Genomic DNA, 22,135 nt, shown 5'->3' with positions numbered 1-22,135 from the left:
CATGCTGCTGCGTTTTACTAAAATGCACGGCTTGGGCAATGACTTTATGGTTCTCGACCTGGTCAGCCAGCACGCGCATATTCAGCCCAAGCACGCCAAGCAATGGGGCGACCGCCACACCGGCATCGGTTTCGACCAGTTGCTGATCGTTGAGGCGCCGAGCAATCCGGATGTGGATTTCCGTTACCGGATTTTCAACTCCGACGGATCCGAAGTTGAGCAGTGCGGCAACGGTGCACGCTGCTTCGCCCGTTTCGTGCTCGACAAGCGTCTGACCGCCAAACGGCAGATCCGCGTCGAAACCAAGGGCGGCATCATCGAACTGGACGTGCGTAACGACGGCCAGATCGGCGTGAACATGGGCGCCCCGCGTCTGGTGCCGGCGGACATTCCGTTCGAAGCGCCGGCGCAGGCGACCAGCTATCAGCTGGAAGTCGACGGTACCACGGTCGAACTGGCCGCCGTATCGATGGGCAACCCGCACGCGGTATTGCGCGTGCAGGACATCAACAGCGCACCGGTGCATGAACTGGGGCCGAAAATCGAACACCATCCGCGCTTCCCGGCGCGAGTGAATGTCGGTTTTCTCCAGGTCATCGATCGTAACCGCGCGCAATTGCGTGTGTGGGAACGCGGCGCCGGGGAAACCCAGGCCTGCGGCACCGGCGCGTGTGCAGCGGCTGTCGCTGCGATCAGCCAGGGGTGGATGGATTCGCCGCTATTGATCGACCTGCCCGGCGGGCGTCTGTCCATTGAGTGGGCAGGCCCTGGCCAACCGGTGCTGATGACCGGTCCGGCAGTGCGTGTATATGAAGGACAAGTACGTCTTTGAGTGAGCAGAAACCATGACCGATAAGCCTCAGGTACCCGCCCGACAGTCCGACGAATCAGCGTCCGAGAGCCTCGAGGCGGCAGCGGTTGCCGCATACCTCGAGGCGCATCCGGACTTCTTCGTCGAGCACGAAGAACTGCTGCCCGCCTTGCGCATTCCCCACCAGCGCGGTGACACCGTTTCGCTGGTCGAGCGGCAGATGACTATCCTGCGCGACCGCAACATCGAGATGCGTCACCGCCTCTCGCATTTGATGGACGTCGCCCGCGACAACGATCGCCTGTTCGACAAGACTCGTCGCTTGATCCTGTCCCTGATGGACGCCAGCAGCCTGGAAGACGTGGTGATCAGCGTCGAAGACAGTCTGCGTCAGGACTTCCAGGTGCCTTTTGTCAGCCTGATCCTGCTCGGTGACAACCCGGCACCGGTCGGTCGCTGGGTTACCCACGCTGACGCCCAAGTCGCCATCGGCGGCTTGCTCACCGAAGGCAAAAGCGTCAGCGGCAGCCTGCGCGAGCATGAACTGGACTTCCTCTTTGGCGAAGAACAGCGCAAGCAAATCGGCTCTACCGCGGTGGTCGCGGTCAGCCACCAAGGCATCCACGGCATTCTGGCGATCGCCAGCCGTGATCCGCAGCACTACAAGAGTTCGGTCGGTACGCTGTTCCTCAGCTATATCGCCGAAGTCATGGGCCGCGTGCTGCCACGGGTCAACAGCTCCCTGCGCTCGGTACGCTGAACATGGAACGGCAACTGGACGCTTACTGCGAACACCTGCGCAGTGAGCGACAGGTGTCGCCGCACACGCTGTCGGCCTACCGCCGCGACCTCGACAAAGTCCTTGGCTGGTGCGTCAAACAGAACATCGGCAGCTGGGCAGCGCTGGATATTCAGCGCCTGCGCAGCCTGATCGCTCGCCTGCATGCGCAAGGACAATCTTCGCGCAGCCTCGCCCGGTTGCTCTCGGCGGTGCGTGGGCTTTACCACTATCTGAATCGCGAAGGCCTCTGCGACCATGATCCGGCAACCGGTCTGGCACCGCCGAAAGGCGAGCGACGCCTGCCGAAAACCCTCGATACTGACCGTGCTCTGCAACTGTTGGAAGGTGCAGTCGAGGATGATTTTCTTGCGCGTCGGGATCAGGCGATTCTGGAGTTGTTCTATTCCTCGGGGCTGCGTTTGTCAGAGCTGACCGGGCTCAATCTTGATCAGCTCGACCTCGCCGACGGCATGGTCCAGGTGCTCGGCAAGGGCAGCAAAACCCGTTTGCTACCGGTGGGTAAAAAGGCCCGCGAAGCACTGGAACAATGGCTACCGTTACGGGCCATGACCAACCCCGCAGACGACGCCGTATTCGTCAGCCAGCAAGGTCGACGCCTTGGCCCGCGAGCGATTCAGGTGCGGGTCAAACTGGCCGGCGAACGCGAACTGGGGCAGAACCTGCACCCGCACATGCTCAGGCATTCTTTCGCCAGCCATCTGCTCGAATCCTCGCAGGATCTGCGCGCTGTGCAAGAATTGCTCGGCCACTCCGATATCAAGACCACGCAGATCTACACCCACCTGGACTTCCAGCACCTGGCGGCGATCTACGACAGCGCCCATCCACGGGCCAAACGCATGAAAGGCGATGATTCATGAGCATCCAGTTGATCACCTTCGACCTCGACGACACGCTATGGGACACCGCCCCGGTGATCGTCAGCGCCGAAGCGGTATTGCGCGAATGGCTGAGCGAACATGCGCCGAATCTGGGCGCGGTGCCGGTCGAACATTTGTGGTCGATCCGTGAGCGGGTATTGGCTAATGAACCGGGGCTCAAGCACCGGATCAGCGCTCTACGTCGGCGGGTGTTGTTTCATGCGATGGAGGACGCCGGCTACGCCCATGGCGAAGCCACCGACTTGGCAGACAAGGGTTTTGAAGTGTTCCTGCATGCGCGGCATCAGATCGAAGTGTTCCCTGAAGTCGAGCCCGTGCTGGAGATTCTCGCCAATCACTATGCGCTTGGCGTGGTCACCAATGGCAACGCCGATGTGCGCCGGTTGGGGTTGGCGGATTACTTCAAGTTTGCCTTGTGCGCGGAAGATATCGGCATCGCCAAACCGGATGCGCGGTTGTTTCATGAGGCGTTGCAGCGTGGTGGCGCCACGGCCGAAACCGCCGTGCACATAGGTGATCATCCGGGGGATGACATTGCCGGGGCGCAGCAGGCGGGATTGCGGGCGATCTGGTTTAACCCGGCGGGTAAGGCCTGGGAGGCGGATCGCCTGCCGGATGCCGAGATTCGTAGCCTGAGCGATTTGCCAGCCGTTCTCGCACGCTGGAATGCCCCCTCGAACTGACACAGTTCCCTTGTAGGAGTGAGCCTGCTCGCGATAGCGGTGTATCAGATACATCTGGGTTGACTGACACACCGCTATCGCGAGCAGGCTCACTCCTACAGGGGGATAGTGGCGCGTGCGGAATTCCAGACATGAAAAAGCCCGCAGCGACGGCGGGCCTTTTCAGCAAGCCAGCGGCACGCCTCAGATAGGGCGGCTACCGTACTTGTTGTCTGGCTTCTTCGGCGGATCGGCGACCACATTGGCCTCCACTTCCTGCACTTTTCCGCCGCGAGACAGGAACTCTTCCATGGCCTTGGCCAGGGCGTCGCGCTCCTTGTTCTTGGCTTCAATGCTCGGCAACTCGTCTACCGACACCGCAGCCTTGGCTTTGCCTTTGGCAGCCGGGGCCGGCGTATCGTCGCCGCCATCGTCGTCAGCAACGTCTTCCGCTGCTGCTTCCAGACCTTCCTCGGCCTCGTCTTCGTCGCCTACTTCGAGGTCGTCGTTTTCCAGATCATCGTCGCTCATGTTCTACCTCATGACTTGCGAAAAGCAGATTAGTTATAGACCAGCTTTGGCAACTGTCGAAAGTCGCCGTTAAAAAATCAGTAACCATTGGTGACCAACGGTTTATGCCCCTTCACCGTGCAAGGTGGCGAGGACTTTTCGGGCACCGCCATGATCACGGTGCTCGCCCAGATAAACGCCTTGCCAGGTCCCCAGTGCCAGGCGACCTGCCGAAACCGGCAGACTGATCTGGCAGCCAAGCACGCTGGCCTTGAAGTGCGCCGGGAGGTCGTCCAGGCCTTCGTCGTTATGCTCATAGCCGTCTGTTCCTTGTGGGATCAGACGATTGAAAAATCGTTCGAAGTCGCGACGTACCGCCGGATCGGCGTTCTCGTTGATGGTCAACGACGCCGAGGTATGCTGCAGCCACAAATGCAACAGACCGACCCGGCACTCCCTGAGTTCAGGCAGCCCCGCGAGTAACTCGTCCGTTACCAGATGAAAGCCCCGGGGCCGTGCCCGCAGGGTTATCAGAGTCTGTTGCCACATACAGTTCTCCGCACGTTCGGGGCGCATTCTAGCGCGCTCTGGGAAAAAACAAAGGCCCTAATATTCCTGCAATCATGTAAGCCATTGGCCGCAGAAAAACGCCCGTCGTAAACACGACCAAAGCAGTACGAAAAATCCTTTCAGCTGCTCTCTGAATGACAAATTCCGGACAAAAAAATGCCCGGCGAACCGGGCAAATTTTTTAATGCGGGTACTTACAGGTTGTAGCCGCGTTCGTTGTGTTGTGCCAGATCGAGGCCAACCGACTCTTCTTCCTCGGTCACGCGCAGACCCATGACGGCGTCCAGGACCTTGAGGATGATAAAGGTGACGATCGCGGTGTAGATCACCGTGAAGCCCACGCCTTTGACCTGAATCCACACTTGCGCACCGATATCAGTCACGGTGCCGAAACCACCCAGAGCGGGAGCTGCGAACACACCGGTGAGGATCGCGCCGAGGATACCGCCGATACCGTGCACGCCGAAGGCATCCAGGGAATCGTCATAACCGAGTTTGCGTTTCAGGGTGGTGGCGCAGAAGAAGCACACCACACCCGCCGCCAGACCGATCACCAGTGCGCCCATCGGGCCCACGGTGCCGGCTGCCGGAGTGATCGCTACCAGACCGGCAACCACACCCGAAGCGATGCCCAGCGCGCTTGGCTTGCCGTGGGTGACCCACTCGGCAAACATCCAGCCCAGTGCGGCGGCAGCGGTAGCGATCTGAGTGACCAGCATCGCCATGCCGGCGGTGCCGTTGGCCGCTGCAGCGGAGCCGGCGTTGAAGCCGAACCAGCCGACCCACAGCATCGCCGCGCCCATCAGGGTGTAACCCAGATTGTGCGGAGCCATCGGGGTGGTCGGGAAGCCTTTACGTTTGCCCAACACCAGGCAGGCAATCAGACCGGCGACACCGGCGTTGATGTGCACCACGGTGCCGCCCGCAAAGTCGAGCACGCCCCAGTCCCACATCAGGCCGCCGTTGCCGGACCAGACCATGTGCGCGATCGGCGCGTAAACCAGGGTGAACCAGATAGCCATGAAGATCAGCATCGCGGAGAACTTCATCCGCTCGGCGAACGCACCGACGATCAGCGCCGGGGTGATGATCGCGAAGGTCATCTGGAAGGTGATGAACACCGCCTCAGGGAACAGCGCCGCTGGGCCGGTCAGGCTCGAAGGCGTGACACCGGCGAGGAACGCCTTGCCCATGCCGCCGAAGAACGAGTTGAAGTTGACGACGCCCTGCTCCATGCCGGTGGTGTCGAACGCAATGCTGTAGCCATAAATGACCCACAGGATGCTGATCAGACCGGTAATGGCGAAGCACTGCATCATCACGGAAAGAATGTTTTTCGAGCGAACCATGCCGCCGTAGAACAGCGCCAGGCCCGGGATGGTCATGAACAGCACGAGGGCTGTCGAGGTGAGCATCCAGGCAGTGTCGCCAGAATTGAGGACTGGGGCCGCCACTTCGTCTGCCGCCATTGCAAGGCTTGGCATTACGATGGACAACAGGGCTCCTAGCCCTGCGAATTTACGCAGAGTCATATTGTTTTCTCCTGGGGCGTTGGGGTTTGTGGCGGCGTTTAAATCGCGTCGGTATCGGTTTCGCCGGTACGGATGCGGATCGCCTGTTCCAGATTGACCACGAAGATCTTGCCGTCACCGATCTTGCCGGTGTTGGCCGCCTTGGTGATCGCCTCGATAACCCGATCCAGATCCTTGTCGTCGATGGCCACGTCGATTTTCACCTTGGGCAGAAAATCGACCACATATTCCGCGCCGCGATACAGCTCGGTGTGACCCTTCTGCCGGCCGAAGCCTTTGACTTCAGTAACGGTAATGCCCTGCACGCCGATTTCGGACAGCGACTCGCGCACGTCGTCCAACTTGAACGGCTTGATGATGGCAGTGACTAGCTTCATGAAAACTCTCTCCCGAATTGGTGGACTTGCCCCAGGAAAACAAACCCGACTCAAGTCTAAGCGCAGTGCCTGGCTTTGTAACGCATCGTCGGCCTTACCTGCCCGACTGACGCCAGCTAACCGCTGCCGACGAAACTCCCCGCTCCGTCTGCCGCACTGCATTCGTCACAGCGACTGCATCAGTGCATGGGTCGAAGGTGACTAAGCAGAAACCTTGCCATCTCGCCAAAATCCCCTGATTTCAATCCCTTGGCCGCTGCCGCAAGCCATCCCGTGCAAAACGCCATCCGGATACGCACAACAACGGTGCGTCGCCATCCGTCCGCCTGCGCGAAAAGCGTGCATCCCTGACCACGAGATTGACTATAGACACTGCGTGATACACTGCCGGCCATTGTTTCCAGGACATCCACCATGCTCGCGCCCAAAGACTTCCTCGACGCCCTGAGCGGCACCGCCTCCCGCCTGTTCAGCGGCGACACCCCGCTGCCGAAAGCCGAAATCGAAAGCCAGTTCAAGATGCTGCTGCAGAGTGCGTTCAGCAAACTCGATCTGGTCAGCCGTGAAGAGTTTGATAGTCAGATGGTTGTGTTGGCGCGTACTCGCGCTCGACTTGAGAGTCTCGAAGCCAAAGTCGCCGAGATGGAAGCCAAGCTGACGCCGCCCGCTGAATAATCCGCGCCCCCTGTAGGAGCTGCCGAAGGCTGCGATCTTTTGATCTCCAGCCCTTCAACCATCCCGGCAACGTCCTACAACCTGAATGACCGCCGTCCGATTGCGCCGAAAAGCCCCGGTTCCTAAGCTCATCCGATGCTGAATGTTCAGCACCGGGTTTGGCGACCTGGAAAGCTTAAGGCGCACGACTACCATGATGGCGGCTACATTTACCGCCTCATCGAGTTATGGCGGTTGTGCGTGGGAGATCTTCGGGTCTGCCGGGTTCCTTTTGCTCCGGTTCGCCAACCCGCGTACAACTGCCACCCAATCGTTTGGCGACGATTGAGGGCAGCCCCTTAAGCAAGAGGAACTGCTCAATGAATCAAGAAGAGACTTGTCTGACCCCGCACATCTTCACCCGCCACAAACTCCCCCTCCACGCCCTCCTCATCCAGAACCAACCCTGGTTCTGCGCTCGAGACCTGAGCCGCCTGCTGCACATCTACCTCAACGAACGCATGCTGCGAAAACTCGACCCCGACCAATACCAGACCCGCAAAACCCTTATCCACAACCAGATCGAAAACACCCTGCTGATCAGCGAATCCGGCATCTACGCCCTCCTCGTCTACCACTACTGCCCCGAATACCGCTCGCTGCGCGAATGGCTCACCCACCAGGTCATCCCCACCCTTCGCGACGCCCAACACCCCAGCACAAGCGAACGCCCACACCTGAGCCTGCTCAATTGGCCGGACATGACGTTGAGTTTGTTGCATTGGAATAATCAGCCGTGGATACGGTTACAAGATGTGCCGCTGATGATGGTGGAACGGGAACAGACCAAGCGCCCAATGACGGGGCCATGGTGGAAAAGAGCTTCGCGGATGCTGCAATCGCTATAAACCCGCATGCCGGAGCTGGGCCCTGCGCAATCGTAAGTCGATTGGAGATTCATCCAGAACTCAGGCGTAGTGTTGAGATGAGTGGCAAGGCTGATTGCCAGATCGGCGCAGATCCTCAGCTGGCATTTCACAAGCTTTTCGATCTCACTTTCGGGCCAGTTCGTGGGCATGGCCAGATCCATGACAGTCATGCCCAACGGCTCCATGAATTCCTTATTCAGAACCTCGCCCGGATGAATCGGGCGCATACCATTGCGGTTCATTTCTCGACTCCAGAGGCTGCGTTGAGTGGCCAAACTGGAACATCCGACTCCCGGATACAAGACCTTCACCCCCCTTTCGCCGGCGTCCTACAACTATTAGGGCATGGCCCTACAAACATTAGCGTCTGCGCCTGATTACGCGACTTTTCCTCCTTGTACTACGGTGGCCAACAAAGCATCTGTCATCCAAAAAAAGAGACCTCAATGAAAGACAAAAAGAGAAGGGCAAAGCTAGAAGAGATTGTTGGATATCACGCTGAAGCACTTCGGTTAGCCGGAGGTATTTCAGCCAATCAGCGTCGTTTTATTGAGGTAGCGGCCAAGTACGGTAAAGAACTCGAACCGGATGGTTGGCTGGCCGGGGGAGGAAGCCAAGTAAGAAATCCCGAAGAAGAAAACTAATGTGGCGCCTCTACTGAAGGTGGAAGGGCACCTTGGCAACATCCAGTGAAGGTTTGCCCTCGCATCCGTGCCACTTGGACTCGCTCTCCCAACTACCCTTAAAAAACCCGCAGGAAGCGGCCCCCGATTCAGCTCAAGGAACGACCATGTCCCTCTCCATCGTCCACAGTCGCGCCCAGATTGGCGTGGAAGCCCCCGCTGTCACCGTCGAAGTTCATCTGGCCAACGGTCTGCCGTCGCTGACCATGGTCGGGCTGCCCGAGGCGGCGGTGAAGGAGAGCAAGGATCGGGTGCGCAGCGCGATCATCAATTCCGGGCTGCAGTTTCCGGCGCGGCGGATCACCTTGAATCTGGCGCCGGCGGATCTGCCCAAGGATGGCGGGCGGTTTGATCTGGCGATTGCCTTGGGGATTCTGTCGGCGAGTGTGCAGGTGCCGTGTCTGACGCTGGATGATGTGGAATGTCTGGGAGAGTTGGCGTTGTCCGGCGCAGTACGAGCGGTGCGCGGGGTTTTGCCGGCAGCATTGGCGGCGCGCAAGGCGGGTCGTGCGCTGGTGGTGCCGCGGGCGAATGCCGAGGAGGCGTGCCTGGCCTCGGGGTTGAAGGTGTTTGCGGTGGATCATTTGCTGGAGGCGGTGGCGCATTTCAATGGACATACGCCGGTTGAGCCGTATGTATCAGACGGGTTGATGCATGCCAGCAAGCCTTATCCCGACTTGAATGAAGTGCAGGGGCAAGTGGCGGCGAAACGGGCATTGCTGATTGCCGCAGCGGGTGCCCATAACCTGCTGTTCAGTGGGCCGCCGGGAACGGGTAAGACATTGCTGGCCAGCCGATTGCCGGGACTGTTGCCGCCGCTGGCCGAGAGTGAAGCGCTGGAGGTGGCGGCGATTCAGTCCGTCGCCAGTGGCGCACCGCTGACCCATTGGCCGCAGCGTCCCTTCCGTCAACCGCACCACTCGGCATCCGGGCCGGCACTCGTTGGTGGCAGCTCGAAGCCGCAGCCCGGCGAAATCACCCTCGCCCACCATGGTGTGCTGTTTCTCGATGAGTTGCCGGAGTTTGATCGCAAGGTATTGGAGGTTTTACGCGAGCCTTTGGAGTCAGGACATATCGTCATCGCCCGAGCGAAGGATCGCGTACGTTTTCCGGCACGCTTCCAGTTGGTGGCGGCGATGAATCCCTGCCCTTGTGGATATCTTGGCGAGCCCAGCGGCAAGTGCTCGTGCACACCGGACATGGTGCAGCGCTATCGCAACAAGCTATCGGGGCCGTTGCTGGATCGGATTGATCTGCACCTGACGGTGGCGCGGGAAGCGACGGCGTTGAATCCTGCGATTAAACCCGGCGAGGACAGCGCCAGCGCTGCGGCATTGGTGGCCGAGGCTCGCGAACGACAGCAGAAGCGTCAAGGCTGCGCCAACGCGTTTCTCGATTTGCCAGGACTGAAAAAACACTGCAAGTTATCCACAGCCGATGAGAAATGGCTGGAATCAGCCTGTGAACGGCTGACGTTATCGCTGCGCTCAGCACACCGGCTACTCAAGGTCGCCCGCACTCTGGCAGACCTTGAGCAAGTCGATGCAATCAAACGCGAACACTTGGCCGAGGCGCTGCAATATCGGCCGGCAACACCTTAATGCTCGGTCAGATCCACCAACGGCGTCTGCCGCACTTCGGTCTCGCGCCCCGCCTGAATCTCGGTCACACGCTTCAAGGCCTTATCCACAGCACCTTTGTCCGCGAGCAGGCTGTAGCTGATCTGGAACTGTTTGTGTTCTTTCGGTGCAATGGTCGGCACCAGATTCAGCGGACGCTGATAGCGGCGATTGTAGGAAAAGCTGGTGCCCGGCTCCAGCCCGGTGACATAGCCCTGGCCTTGCGTATCGGTGTTTTTCCACAGGGAAAACACTGGCAACTGCTGGGTATTGAAGCCGACGGAGACGCCGAGGCTACCGGCCTTATTGTGCAAAACGGTCAGGGTTTCACCTTTGGCGTCGGCATAGGGCACGACGTTGTAGACGGTTTCGTCATAGTCCTTGGTCGGCGCGCGATAGGTCTGCCAGTCAGCCAGATCGCCCTTGGCCTTGTCGTTGAACGGCGATACCTGTTTAACCGGTGCAGCAAAACGTGCGCCCTGCTCGAGGAACGGCGTGCTGAAATTGCTGTGATACAGCGCCTGGTATTCCTTCGGATAATCGCCGTTGTTGGTCAGCGTATCGTTAAGTGCGAAGCGCACGCTGCCGGGCTCGGTGACCAGTTCAGTGACGACCGAGAAGTCGACTTTCTTGAACGCCTGCTCTTTCAGTTCACCGCGCAGGCTGATGGCGTAGGGTGGCTTTTCGTCGATGTGCAGCGTGACGGTACTGGCCGGGATGTTGGCAGCGCGTCCGTGCAGGGTCAGCAGCTCACCATTGTCCATGCCGGGATGGCCGACCCATTCGTAACCACAACGGGTCACCAGCTCATTGAAGCCTTCCAGCCAGCCCAGACCACCGCGGCCGTTGAGTTCGATGAAGGCCGGGTTGACCACATCCTTGACCGGCGAATCCCAGCCCATGCGCACGTTGCCAACAGAGGCGTGCAGAACGTTCATGCCTCGGGTTGGCACCACCGAGAGTTTCATCGTGCCGTTATCGATATCGACGATGCTGACGCCTTCCTGCCGCCCACCGTGCAAGGTACGCAGGCTTACAGAAAAGGGTTTGTCGGTTTTCACGCCAAGCTGCTCACTGGTGATGGTCCAGTTTTGCGCGGGCTTGTTGGTATCGAGAAGGACGTAATCCCAAGCCATGGCGTGGGAGGCAGCAGTGAAAGCGCCGAGGGCGACGGCGAGTTTGAGCGGGGTCATGGCAGCAGCCTTTATTGGAGTTGTGCCATTTTTATAGCGCTGCGGAAACGTTTCAGCAAGTGTATTAGATCGACAGATTGCATGTTCTGCCGAAGATCTTCAGTAATGCAATCGCGAGCAGGCTCGCTCCCACAGGGGATCCGGGTCTTCACAAAATCTGTGAATCACACCGAACACTGTGGGAGCGAGCCTGCTCGCGAAAGCTATTTCAAAGGTGCATCAACGGAAGCGATCAACCTCGGAACGCAAATCCGCCGCCAGCTTCTCAAGCTCCTTGGCGGTAACAGCCAGGTTCGACACAACCTCACGCTGCTCACTGTTGGCCAGTGCAATGCTTTGCAGGTTACTGCTGAGCAAGGTCGCGGTGCTGCTCTGCTCCTGAGTCGCCGTGGTGATCGCAGCAAACTGCTGCCCCGCCGAACGGCTCTGCTCGTCAATACGTGCCAGCGCCGAAGCGACATTGGCGTTGCGCGACAGGCCTTCCTGCATCAGCACATTGCCTTGTTCCATTGTGCTGATCGCGTTGCCGGTTTCCTGCTGGATGCTATGGATCATGCTGGAAATCTCGTCGGTCGCCTGACGGGTGCGCGAAGCCAGGCTGCGCACTTCATCAGCCACCACGGCAAAGCCGCGACCTTGTTCACCGGCACGGGCCGCTTCGATGGCAGCGTTGAGCGCCAGAAGGTTGGTCTGTTCGGCAATCGAGGTGATCACGCCGACGATGCCGCCGATCTCCTGGGAGCGCTGGCCAAGGGTGTTGATCACCGTGGCGGTGCTGTTCAGGGCACCAGCGATTTGCTCCAGAGAGGACGAAGCTTCTTCCATCGAGCTGCGACCAATCTGCGTTTGCTGCGCGTTTTCCAGAGCCAGACGCTGGGTGGCGCCCATGTTGTCGGCGATGTTCAGCGAGGTGGCGCTGAATTCTTCAACCGCGCCGGCCATGCTGGTGATCTCGCCGGACTGCTGCTCCATGCCGTCATACGCGCCGCCGGACAAACCGGACAATGCTTGCGCACGGCTGTTGACCTCTTCCGAAGCGCGGCGGATGTGCTCGACCATGGTCGACAGCGCCTGGCTCATCTGGTTGAACGCGCGGGACAGTTGACCGATTTCGTCGTTGCTCGACACGTTCAGGCGCACGCTCAGATCGCCGGCGCCCAGAGCTTCGGCTTGCCGAACCAGGTCGCTCAGCGGCGCCAACTTGCTGCGCAGCAGCCAGACCACAGAACCGACCGCCAGCAGCATCGCCAGCAAACTGCCGATAGCCAGTTGCGTGCCAACGCTCCAGGTCACCGCACGAATCTCGGCTTTTGGCATGCTCGCCACGACCGCCCACGGCCCACCGTCGAACGGCACCGAGACGCTGTAGAAATCTTCAGCCTTGTCGCTCCAGAACTGGCCTTTGCCCGGGGTTTTGGCCAGGCCGCCAATCACCGTAACCGCCTGATCCAGCGCTTGGACACCCGCCGGAGCCACCAGCCATTTGTTTTGCTCATCGAGCAGCGCCAGCGAGCCGGTCTGACCGATGCGGAAGCGCTTGAGGTTGTCGAACTGGGCGTTCTGCGCGTCGGTGTAGTCGAACCCGACAAACAGCACGGCAATCACTTTGCCGCTGCCGTCACGCACGGGCGTGTATTGAGTCATGTAGGAGCGATCAAACAACAAGGCGCGACCGACATAACCCTGCCCCGCCATCAGCTTCGCATAGGCCGGGTGCGCGTGATCGAGCAAGGTGCCAATGGCGCGAGTGCCATCCTGCTTGGTCAGCGAGGTGCTGACCCGTACGAAGTCTTCGCCGCTGCGCACGAACAGCGTGGCGACGCCAGCGGTCATCTGCTTGAACTCGTCGACTTCCTTGAAGTTGTTGTTCAGCACTTCACTGCCCAAGTGCAGGCCCGGGGTCTGGGTGCCGGCGACGGTCACCGGTTCACTCGGGTGAATGCTCAAACCTGCGCTGAAACGCTTTTCGAACAGCCCGCTCAGACGCTGCGTGCTTTCGCGCAGCGTGCCGTGGAAGGTGCTCAATTGGTCGGCGAGCAGACGCGCTTCACTGGCGAGATGCTCTTCACGGGTAGCAAGGTTGGCGGTATCCAGCGAACGCAGGGCGAATACCGTACTGCCGCTGATAACAATCGCCAGTATCACGGCGAGCGCGAGGCCCAGCTGCGAGGCGATCCGAGCGCGAGGTTGAGACATGGAAAGCTCCTGACCGAACTTCCCGATCCTCCTTGATCGCAGCTCGGATAATTTTCTAATGGGGTGAATCCTGGATACCGGCACGACGGTTCCACATGCACGTATTCGGCGGTAAAGCCGAATACTTGAGCGAGCAGCAGGGTTATGGCACAAGGCCGCCATTGTGGCGGCTCGAACGTTTCAGCTCAAGCGCGCAACCGCCGGCAGTTCCATGGCGCGGACTTCGCCTTGCAGGAAGTCGCTGAGGCGGCGCAAACGTTCACCTCCCGGACGGGTCTTTGGCCACACCAGGTAATAATTCAGTCCGCTGGCGACGGCCGTCGGCCACGGCAAGCTCAGTCGTCCCTGCGCCACATCTTCGGCGACCATCAACAGGTCGCCCATCGACACACCATAACCGCGCGCCGCGGCGATCATCCCTAACTCGAGGGTATCGAACACCTGTCCGCCCTTGAGCGACACCTGATCGGACAGCCCCATGTGCTCCAGCCAACTGCGCCAGTCACGACGATCCGGGGTCGGGTGGAGTAATTCGGTGGACGCCAGCCGGGCCAAATCCCATGGCTGATCATTCAGCAGGTTTGGCGCACCCACCGGAATCAGTTCTTCGGGAAATAACAGGCTCGCCTCCCAGTCCGGTGGAAAATGCCCGTCACTCAACAGCACAGCGCAATCAAAAGGCTCATCGTTGAAGTCCACCGAATCCACATCCATCCAGGCGCTGGTCAGTTGCACTTCGTTGCCCGGCTGCAAGTGGCGGAAGCGACTGAGCCGTGCCAGCAGCCAGCGCATGGTCAGGGTCGACGGCGCCTTCATGCGCAGAATGTCGTCTTCGGCGCGCAAGGTATTGCAGGCCCGCTCCAGCGCCGTGAAGCCTTCGCGGATGCCGGGCAACAGCAGGCGAGCGGCCTCGGTCAGTTGCAGGTTGCGACCACTGCGATGGAATAGCCGGCAAGCGAAATGATCTTCCAGGGTTCGAATATGCCGACTGACTGCGCTCTGGGTGATCGACAACTCTTCCGCCGCACGGGTGAACGAACTGTGCCGTGCCGCCGCTTCAAATGCGCGCAGGGCATACAAGGGAGGAAGACGACGAGACATGCAGAAAGCTCCTACAGCGGGATGCAGCCGACGTGAAAGAATGTGTTCAAGATGAGTTTTAATCATGCCACCCATCCTTTTTATCCCTTTGTGCAAAGCCTGCCAAGCGCCGAGAATCCTCGATCTCCTGTTCCCTCTGAAAATCGAGTGGTGATGACCATGCAGCATCCTGTGCGTACCGAACTCTGGGCCATCCTGCGGCTGTCGGGGCCGTTGATCGCTTCACAGTTGGCGCACATGTTGATGGTGCTGACCGACACCCTGATGATGGCGCGCATCAGCCCCGAAGCACTGGCCGGCGGCGGTCTGGGCGCGGCGAGCTATTCGTTCGTGTCGATCTTCTGCATCGGCGTGATCGCAGCCGTCGGCACGCTGGTGGCGATCCGCCAGGGCGCAGGCGACATTCTGGGCGCTGCACGCCTGACCCAAGCAGGGTTGTGGCTGGCGTGGCTAATGGCACTGGGCGCCGGCTTATTGCTGTGGAACCTGAAACCGGTGTTGCTGCTGTTCGGCCAGACCGAAACCAACGTCAACGCTGCCGGGCAATTCCTGATCGCCCTGCCCTTCGCCCTGCCCGGCTACCTGAGCTTCATGGCCCTGCGCGGCTTCACCAGCGCGATTGGCAGGGCGACACCGGTGATGGTCATCAGCCTCGGCGGCACAGTGGCTAACTTTCTGCTCAATTACGCGCTGATTACCGGTATGTTCGGCCTGCCGAAACTGGGGTTGATGGGGATCGGGCTGGTCACAGCGATTGTCGCCAACTGCATGGCGCTGGTGCTGGCTTGGCATATTCGCCGGCATCCAGCCTACGACGCTTATCCGTTGCGCGCGGGCCTGTCGCGGCCCAATCGGCAATACCTGAAGGAACTGTGGCGCCTCGGCCTGCCGATTGGCGGCACCTACGCGGTGGAAGTCGGGCTGTTTGCCTTTGCAGCGCTGTGTATGGGCACCATGGGCAGCACACAAATGGGCGCGCACCAGATTGCCCTGCAGATCGTTTCGGTAGCGTTCATGGTGCCAGCCGGTATGTCGTATGCGATCACCATGCGTATCGGCCAGCATTACGGCGCCGGTCAGTTGCTGGATGCACGCATGTCGGGCCGGGTCGGCATCGCGTTCGGCGCGGTGGTGATGCTGGCTTTTGCCATGGTGTTCTGGCTGTTGCCGAATCAGTTGGTCGGCTTGTTCCTCGACCATAACGATCCGGCGTTTGCCGAGGTGATCCGCCTCGCGGTGAGCCTGCTGGCCGTGGCGGCGTGGTTCGAGCTTTTCGACGGCACGCAGACGATTGCCATGGGCTGCATTCGTGGCCTCAAGGATGCGAAAACCACGTTCCTGGTCGGGCTCGCCTGCTATTGGCTGATCGGTGCGCCGGCGGCGTGGTGGATGGCGTTCCATTTGAACTGGGGGCCGACGGGCGTCTGGTGGGGATTGGCGTTGGGGTTGGCGTGTGCGGCGGTGAGTTTGACACTGGCGTTTGAATGGAAGATGAAGCGGATGATTCGGTTGGAGCCTGCGTCGTCGAATCACTACACAGTCGCTCAGGCCGACTGAGATCCCTTGTAGGAGTGAGCCTGCTCGCGATAGCGGTGTATCAGTCGAAGCAAAATGTTGACTGGTAGATTGCTATCGCGAGCAGGCTCACTTCTACATTGGTTATGTGGTCAGTTCACGATTTCGAGGGCTGGCTGCTGACTCGATCCAAACGTCAGATATTCCACCAACTCCGCCAACGGCAACGGTCGGCTGATCAGATAACCCTGCACCTGATCGCAGCCAAACCCGCGCAGCAGCTCCAGTTGCTCCGGCGTCTCAACCCCTTCCGCGACCACTTCCAGATGCAGGTTGTGCGCGAGATTGATCATCGCGTGCACCAGTTTGCGGTTCTCCTCACGTTGCTCCATGCCACCGACAAAGCTCTTGTCGATCTTCAGCAAAGTGATCGGCAGGCTGTTGAGGTGCACGAACGACGAGAACCCGGTACCGAAATCATCCAGCGAAAAACGCACGCCGAGGCGACCAAGCGCATCCATGGTCTGCTTGACCAGATCGCTGCGGCGCATCACCGCGGTTTCGGTCAATTCGAATTCCAGCCATTGCGCCTCGACGCCGCGTTCGGCGATCAAGCGGCTCAATGTCGGTAACAGCTGACTGTCCTGAAACTGGCGGAACGACAGGTTGATCGCCATGTGCAGCGCCGGCAATCCGCGTTCGCGCAGCGCCTGCATATCGCGCAAGGCCCGGGAAATCACCCAGTAACCCAGCGGCACAATCAAGCCGCTCTGCTCGGCCAGTGGCACGAACTCGCTCGGCGGCAGCAGGCCGCGCTCGCTGTGACGCCAACGTACCAACGCTTCGAGACCGACAATCTGGCCATCCTGCATGTTCAGACGGGGCTGGTAATGCAGCTCCAGCTCATCGCGGCGCAAGGCCCGGCGCAGTTCGCTTTCCAGATCAGCCATGCTCCGCGCATTGCGGTTGATACGTTCGTTGAAGATATGAAAGGTGCAGCCCTGCGTACTCTTCGCCTGCTGCATGGCGATGTGCGCGTGCCACATCAGCGGGTCGGCGCCGCCCTGCGCGCGAGCGTGGGCGATGCCGAGGCTGGAGCCGATCAGCAGGCTTTCGCCATCGACCCAATACGGTTCGGCGAGCGCTTCGGTGATGCGTTCGGCCATCCACTCGGCGCGCTGCGGCGCACGGCGGGTGTCGATCAGCAAAGCGAATTCATCGCTGCCCAGCCGCGCCAGTTGATCACCGGCCTCCAGCTGGCTTTTCAGCCGTGCGACCACTTGCAGGATCAAGCGATCACCGGCCTGATGACCGAGGGCGTCGTTGGCGTGGCGGAAGTTGTCGAGATCGAGATGCCCGAGGGCCAGGCCGCGACCGTCGTTTTCCGCGAGGCGCGCGGCGAGCAAGGTCTGAAAACCCTGGCGATTGGCGATGCCGGTCAACGGATCCTGTTCGGCGAGGCGTTGCAGGGTGTTTTCGAGAACGCCGCGTTCGCGCACATGGCGCAGACAACGGCGCAGCATGCCGGCGTCGAGGGCGTCGAACACCAGCCAGTCACTGACGCCAACCGGTGCGGTGTCCGGTTCGTGCTCCAGCAGCAATACCGTCGGCAGGCTGCAACGGCCCGGTGCCGGTTGCAACGCCGGAAGGGTCAACAACACCGCATTGCGGTTGTCTTCGAACAAACTGCTGACCGAGTCCCAGCTCGGCGCGCTGATCAGCACCGCCGCGCTCCCCATCGGAGCCAGACACTCGCGCAATAACGCTGTCCACGCTGGCTCTTCGGCCAGTAGCAGCAAACGCAAGGGTTCGACAGGCGTAGACAAGCTAGCTCCCTAGACTCTGCAATGATGTGGGCGGGGCATTATGCCGTTGCACCGTTCAATGACCAAATGACAACGGTTATCAAAACGTTATTTTGTGTCACGAAGGAGAACATTAGCCGCAAAATCACCGCGCATCCTCCGCGAAAGTAACAAAACCGGCAAATTTGAATCGCGCGGTACGTCACAAGTCGGACAGAGCAGCACAATTCTCTGAGCCTGTTAAAATGCCGGCCCATTTCGTCAACGACTCCCGAATTTTCGTATGTCCCGACTCAATCCCCGGCAGCAAGAAGCCGTGAACTACGTCGGCGGCCCTCTATTGGTGCTCGCCGGTGCTGGCTCCGGCAAGACCAGCGTGATCACGCGCAAAATCGCGCACCTGATCCAGAACTGCGGCATCCGCGCCCAGTACATCGTCGCCATGACCTTTACCAACAAGGCCGCGCGCGAGATGAAAGAGCGGGTCGGCACCCTGCTGCGCGCCGGCGAAGGGCGCGGCCTGACGGTCTGCACGTTCCACAACCTCGGTCTGAACATCATCCGCAAGGAACACGTGCGGTTGGGCTACAAGCCCGGTTTCTCGATCTTCGACGAGACCGACGTCAAGTCCCTGATGACCGACATCATGCAGAAGGAATACGCGGGCGACGACGGCGTCGACGAGATCAAGAACATGATCGGCGCTTGGAAAAACGACCTGATCCTGCCGCCTCAGGCTCTGGAGAACGCGCGTAATCCCAAGGAGCAGACCGCCGCCATCGTCTACACCCACTATCAGCGCACGCTGAAAGCGTTCAACGCGGTGGACTTCGACGACCTGATCCTGCTGCCGGTAAAGCTTTTCGAAGAACACGCCGACATCCTCGAAAAGTGGCAGAACAAGGTGCGCTACCTGCTGGTCGACGAATATCAGGACACCAACGCCAGCCAATACCTGCTGGTAAAAATGCTCATCGGCAAGCGCAACCAGTTCACCGTGGTCGGCGACGACGACCAGTCGATCTACGCCTGGCGCGGCGCGCGGCCGGAAAACCTGATGCTGCTCAAGGACGACTACCCATCGCTGAAAGTGGTGATGCTCGAGCAGAATTACCGCTCCACCAGCCGCATCCTGCGCTGCGCCAACGTGCTGATCTCGAACAACCCGCACGAATTCGAAAAGCAGCTGTGGAGTGAAATGGGCCACGGCGACGAGATCCGCGTGATCCGCTGCCGCAACGAAGACGCCGAAGCCGAGCGCGTGGCCATGGAAATCCTCAGCCTGCACTTGCGCACCGACCGGCCGTACAGCGATTTCGCGATCCTCTATCGCGGTAACTATCAGGCCAAACTGATCGAGCTGAAACTGCAGCACCACCAGGTGCCGTATCGCCTGAGCGGCGGCAACAGCTTCTTCGGCCGCCAGGAAGTAAAAGACCTGATGGCCTACTTCCGCCTGATCGTCAACCCGGACGACGACAACGCCTTCCTGCGGGTGATCAACGTGCCGCGCCGGGAAATCGGCTCGACCACCCTGGAAAAACTCGGCAACTACGCCACCGAACGCAAGATCTCGATGTACGCCGCCACCGACGAAATCGGTCTGGGCGAGCATCTGGACAGCCGCTTCACCGATCGCCTGTCGCGCTTCAAGCGTTTCATGGACAAGGTCCGCGAGCAGTGCGCCGGCGAAGACCCGATCTCGGCGCTGCGCAGCATGGTCATGGACATCGACTACGAGAACTGGCTACGCACCAACAGCTCCAGCGACAAGGCTGCCGACTACCGGATGAGCAACGTCTGGTTCTTGATCGAGGCGTTGAAAAACACCCTCGAAAAGGACGAAGAAGGCGAAATGACCGTCGAGGACGCCATCGGCAAACTGGTCCTGCGCGACATGCTGGAACGTCAGCAGGAAGAAGAGGACGGCGCCGAAGGCGTGCAGATGATGACGCTGCATGCGTCCAAGGGGCTGGAATTCCCCTACGTGTTCATCATGGGCATGGAAGAGGAAATCCTCCCGCACCGCTCCAGCATCGAAGCCGACACCATCGAAGAAGAACGCCGCCTGGCCTACGTGGGCATTACCCGCGCGCGTCAGACCCTGGCTTTCACCTTCGCCGCCAAGCGCAAGCAGTACGGCGAGATCATCGACTGCGCGCCGAGCCGCTTCCTTGATGAGCTGCCGCCGGACGATCTGGCCTGGGAAGGCAACGACGACACACCGACCGAAGTCAAAGCCGTGCGCGGCAACAACGCATTGGCCGATATACGCGCGATGTTAAAGCGCTAGAATTGACCACTTTTTACTAGACCTTCGGCGCACAAGGCGCCAAATGAGGACAGCTTCATGGAAGCATTGCACCAGAAAATCCGCGAACAAGGCATCGTGCTTTCCGACCAGGTCCTGAAGGTCGACGCCTTCCTGAACCACCAGATCGACCCGGCCCTGATGAAGCTGATCGGCGACGAATTCGCCTCGCTGTTCAAGGATTCGGGCATCACCAAGATCGTCACCATCGAAGCCTCGGGCATTGCCCCGGCGATCATGACCGGTCTGAACCTCGGCGTGCCGGTGATCTTCGCCCGCAAGCAACAGTCCCTGACCCTGACGGAAAACCTGCTGTCGGCGACCGTTTACTCGTTCACCAAAAAGACCGAAAGCACCGTGGCCATCTCGCCGCGTCACCTGACCAGCAGCGACCGCGTGCTGATCATCGACGACTTTTTGGCCAACGGTAAGGCCTCGCAAGCGCTGATCTCGATCATCAAACAGGCCGGCGCCACCGTCGCCGGCCTGGGCATCGTCATCGAGAAGTCGTTCCAGGGCGGCCGCGCCGAACTGGACTCGCAGGGTTACCGCGTAGAGTCGCTGGCTCGCGTGAAATCGCTGACAGGTGGCGTGGTCACCTTCATCGAATAAGCCAGCAGCACCGCAGTCCCCCTGTAGGAGTGAGCCTGCTCGCGAAGGCGTCGTGTCAGTCGATACATTCTTTGACTGACACACCGCGTTCGCGAGCAAGCCCGCTCCCACAGGTAAGTCTCAAGCCTTCGACAAATCCATTCTGTACCCTGCCCCCGGCACTCCCTCATGCATCGCAGCTTGAATATCCGCGTACAAGGCATTCGCCTCGCCGGTAGTAATCGAGCGCGAACAATCCCGTAGCACCACATGCAAAAGCACGTTCTCCTGACCCGGCAACATTCCGAGTCGCTCAATGGCTTGCGCCGGTAAATCCGAACGCTGCCAACGCCCCTTGATTCGCATCTCCTCAATCCATCCAGAACAATCCCCTGCCGCCTGCAACATCCTCTCGGTCAATACCTCTTCACTCAATCCCGGCGTTACCGCCAACGAGATATCGCGGGCAATCGACGGCAAACGAGATACCGCAGTCCACGGATCCAGATCATGCATCTGCGCCTGCACGCGCACATTCTGATCACGCAACAAACGAATATCAGGAATGCCTTTGCGCAACATCGTCAGGCGATCCAGCCCCATCCCAAGAGCGAGCCCGCCATGGCGCAGAGGATCAATCTGCAAACGCTGCAATAGCGACTTCGCGATACGCCCGCACTCAAGAACCTCGACCGGCACGCCATCATTCAACACATTCACTTCAATCCCGCCCTCGGTGTAGTGATGTGGACTATCGCTATAAACCCAGGATTTTTCAGGAACGGCCAACTGCAAAATATCGCCAACAAGACGCAGCAAATGCTCGTGGGATGCCAACTCCGGGTCGCCCAACACCCAAATGTCCATTTGATGCGGCTCGGCGCAATGCCAACGATCTCGGCTATCACGCCTGAAGGTAATGCCTGGCGCTGCCAGCAAAATGGTTTGTCCCGGCTGACGAACCTCGGCGGCCCGCTGAAGCGCCGCAGGTATTTGGCTGGTGGTCTGTGTTCGCAAAAGCGAATGCTCATCGACCCAACGTGTGTGCTCACTGCCGAGGGTAATTTCTGCCGGGTCGTAACCCAGCAAACCGTAGTTTTCTTCGGCGGACACAATCCTTGGCCCAACCTGCAACTGTGCTCGGGGCCAGCCCTTTTCTTCGAGACCCTGAAGGACTTTATTCAGTAATAGTCGAACAGCGTGATCAGGGTGGCTCTTTTCGGTTAAGTCAGTGAGGAGTAAGGCTTGGTGGACAGATACATCTGTCAGGTATTTCTTTGATATATGCACTTTGTGCCCCTGTATTTATGGTTGGCATGAGCCCCAAAAAACAAACCCATAAATAAAACCTAACCAGACAAGACCGCTCACCACAATTTAAAAATATTGAATT

The 22,135-nt window shown here is 59.7% G+C and carries 21 protein-coding genes; 11 read left to right on the top strand and 10 right to left on the bottom strand.

The annotated features are described in order from the left end of the window. Position 1 precedes the first annotated feature (1 nt). The 4 genes from dapF to ACOYXJ_RS10505 are packed head-to-tail and all read left to right on the top strand — an operon-like array spanning position 2 to position 3,177. Positions 2-832, top strand: coding sequence for a diaminopimelate epimerase (dapF, locus tag ACOYXJ_RS10520; RefSeq protein WP_007911094.1), 831 nt, complete (start codon positions 2-4; stop codon positions 830-832). 13 nt (positions 833-845) lie between these two features. After that, positions 846-1,571, top strand: a complete 726-nt coding sequence (locus tag ACOYXJ_RS10515) for a DUF484 family protein (protein ID WP_102901433.1) — start codon at positions 846-848, stop codon at positions 1,569-1,571. Between the two features lie 2 nt (positions 1,572-1,573). Further along, positions 1,574-2,473, top strand: a complete 900-nt coding sequence (xerC, locus tag ACOYXJ_RS10510; protein WP_460369343.1) for a tyrosine recombinase XerC — start codon at positions 1,574-1,576, stop codon at positions 2,471-2,473. After that, positions 2,470-3,177: an HAD family hydrolase gene (locus ACOYXJ_RS10505; RefSeq protein ID WP_460369340.1), complete on the top strand. Its 708-nt coding sequence runs from the start codon at positions 2,470-2,472 to the stop codon at positions 3,175-3,177. Before xerC ends, ACOYXJ_RS10505 begins: the two co-directional genes overlap by 4 nt. 183 nt (positions 3,178-3,360) lie before the next feature. Here ACOYXJ_RS10505 and sutA read toward each other — a convergent pair whose 3' ends face one another. The 4 genes from sutA to glnK all read right to left on the bottom strand — a co-directional run bounded on the left by sutA (position 3,361) and on the right by glnK (position 6,145). Further along, positions 3,361-3,687 (bottom strand): transcriptional regulator SutA, encoded by a 327-nt coding sequence (sutA, locus tag ACOYXJ_RS10500; protein WP_007920420.1) that lies wholly within the window; start codon positions 3,685-3,687, stop codon positions 3,361-3,363. Between the two features lie 102 nt (positions 3,688-3,789). Next, complete coding sequence (locus ACOYXJ_RS10495) at positions 3,790-4,215, bottom strand: secondary thiamine-phosphate synthase enzyme YjbQ (protein ID WP_007920418.1); 426 nt, start codon at positions 4,213-4,215, stop codon at positions 3,790-3,792. Positions 4,216-4,430: 215 nt separating this feature from the next. After that, positions 4,431-5,768 (bottom strand): ammonium transporter, encoded by a 1,338-nt coding sequence (locus ACOYXJ_RS10490; protein WP_038359173.1) that lies wholly within the window; start codon positions 5,766-5,768, stop codon positions 4,431-4,433. 38 nt (positions 5,769-5,806) lie between these two features. Continuing rightward, the gene (gene glnK, locus ACOYXJ_RS10485; protein WP_002555808.1) at positions 5,807-6,145 is read right to left on the bottom strand and encodes a P-II family nitrogen regulator; all 339 of its coding nucleotides are present in this window, start codon (positions 6,143-6,145) and stop codon (positions 5,807-5,809) included. Positions 6,146-6,559: 414 nt separating this feature from the next. Between glnK and ACOYXJ_RS10480 the strand changes: the two genes are divergently transcribed. Further along, a complete protein-coding gene (locus tag ACOYXJ_RS10480; protein WP_007920416.1) occupies positions 6,560-6,820 on the top strand; it encodes an accessory factor UbiK family protein in 261 nt (86 codons plus the stop codon). 359 nt (positions 6,821-7,179) lie between these two features. After that, the gene (locus tag ACOYXJ_RS10475) at positions 7,180-7,707 is read left to right on the top strand and encodes a BRO-N domain-containing protein (RefSeq protein WP_460369337.1); all 528 of its coding nucleotides are present in this window, start codon (positions 7,180-7,182) and stop codon (positions 7,705-7,707) included. Here the strand turns inward: ACOYXJ_RS10475 and ACOYXJ_RS10470 are convergent. Beyond that, a complete protein-coding gene (locus tag ACOYXJ_RS10470) occupies positions 7,590-7,898 on the bottom strand; it encodes a helix-turn-helix transcriptional regulator (RefSeq protein WP_460373120.1) in 309 nt (102 codons plus the stop codon). The two genes, ACOYXJ_RS10475 and ACOYXJ_RS10470, sit on opposite strands and share 118 nt — an antisense overlap. 276 nt (positions 7,899-8,174) lie before the next feature. Here ACOYXJ_RS10470 and ACOYXJ_RS10465 point away from each other — a divergent pair, with 276 nt between their 5' ends. Continuing rightward, positions 8,175-8,372, top strand: coding sequence for a hypothetical protein (locus ACOYXJ_RS10465; RefSeq protein WP_150793774.1), 198 nt, complete (start codon positions 8,175-8,177; stop codon positions 8,370-8,372). Positions 8,373-8,518: 146 nt separating this feature from the next. Then, entirely contained in the window at positions 8,519-10,012 is a 1,494-nt protein-coding gene (locus ACOYXJ_RS10460) for a YifB family Mg chelatase-like AAA ATPase (RefSeq protein ID WP_150706288.1), read from the top strand. On the opposite strand, the gene ACOYXJ_RS10455 is transcribed toward ACOYXJ_RS10460, so the two are convergent. The 3 genes from ACOYXJ_RS10455 to ACOYXJ_RS10445 form a co-directional block, all read right to left on the bottom strand. Further along, positions 10,009-11,223, bottom strand: a complete 1,215-nt coding sequence (locus tag ACOYXJ_RS10455) for an aldose 1-epimerase family protein (RefSeq protein ID WP_460369335.1) — start codon at positions 11,221-11,223, stop codon at positions 10,009-10,011. The genes ACOYXJ_RS10460 and ACOYXJ_RS10455 overlap by 4 nt on opposite strands. A 219-nt stretch (positions 11,224-11,442) precedes the next feature. Beyond that, complete coding sequence (locus tag ACOYXJ_RS10450; RefSeq protein ID WP_460369333.1) at positions 11,443-13,419, bottom strand: methyl-accepting chemotaxis protein; 1,977 nt, start codon at positions 13,417-13,419, stop codon at positions 11,443-11,445. Positions 13,420-13,599: 180 nt separating this feature from the next. Continuing rightward, positions 13,600-14,520, bottom strand: coding sequence for a LysR substrate-binding domain-containing protein (locus ACOYXJ_RS10445; protein ID WP_034152038.1), 921 nt, complete (start codon positions 14,518-14,520; stop codon positions 13,600-13,602). Between the two features lie 159 nt (positions 14,521-14,679). On the opposite strand from ACOYXJ_RS10445, the gene ACOYXJ_RS10440 reads away from it, so the two are divergent. Next, entirely contained in the window at positions 14,680-16,077 is a 1,398-nt protein-coding gene (locus ACOYXJ_RS10440) for a NorM family multidrug efflux MATE transporter (RefSeq protein ID WP_150793794.1), read from the top strand. Between the two features lie 110 nt (positions 16,078-16,187). Here the strand turns inward: ACOYXJ_RS10440 and ACOYXJ_RS10435 are convergent, their stop codons facing one another. Further along, positions 16,188-17,861, bottom strand: a complete 1,674-nt coding sequence (locus tag ACOYXJ_RS10435; RefSeq protein WP_150793795.1) for a putative bifunctional diguanylate cyclase/phosphodiesterase — start codon at positions 17,859-17,861, stop codon at positions 16,188-16,190. Positions 17,862-18,123: 262 nt separating this feature from the next. Here ACOYXJ_RS10435 and rep point away from each other — a divergent pair, with 262 nt between their 5' ends. Then, positions 18,124-20,133 (top strand): DNA helicase Rep, encoded by a 2,010-nt coding sequence (rep, locus tag ACOYXJ_RS10430; protein WP_150793796.1) that lies wholly within the window; start codon positions 18,124-18,126, stop codon positions 20,131-20,133. A gap of 57 nt (positions 20,134-20,190) precedes the next feature. Continuing rightward, positions 20,191-20,763, top strand: a complete 573-nt coding sequence (locus ACOYXJ_RS10425; RefSeq protein WP_102901445.1) for a xanthine phosphoribosyltransferase — start codon at positions 20,191-20,193, stop codon at positions 20,761-20,763. 120 nt (positions 20,764-20,883) lie between these two features. Here ACOYXJ_RS10425 and srmL read toward each other — a convergent pair whose 3' ends face one another. After that, positions 20,884-22,032 (bottom strand): PheS-related mystery ligase SrmL, encoded by a 1,149-nt coding sequence (srmL, locus tag ACOYXJ_RS10420; RefSeq protein ID WP_460369329.1) that lies wholly within the window; start codon positions 22,030-22,032, stop codon positions 20,884-20,886. Positions 22,033-22,135: the final 103 nt, after the last annotated feature.

It is taken from the genome of Pseudomonas sp. Tul2A7, from assembly GCF_054790505.1.
The sequence above is the reverse complement of the archived record's forward strand: the minus strand, read 5'-3'. Positions and strand labels throughout refer to the sequence as shown.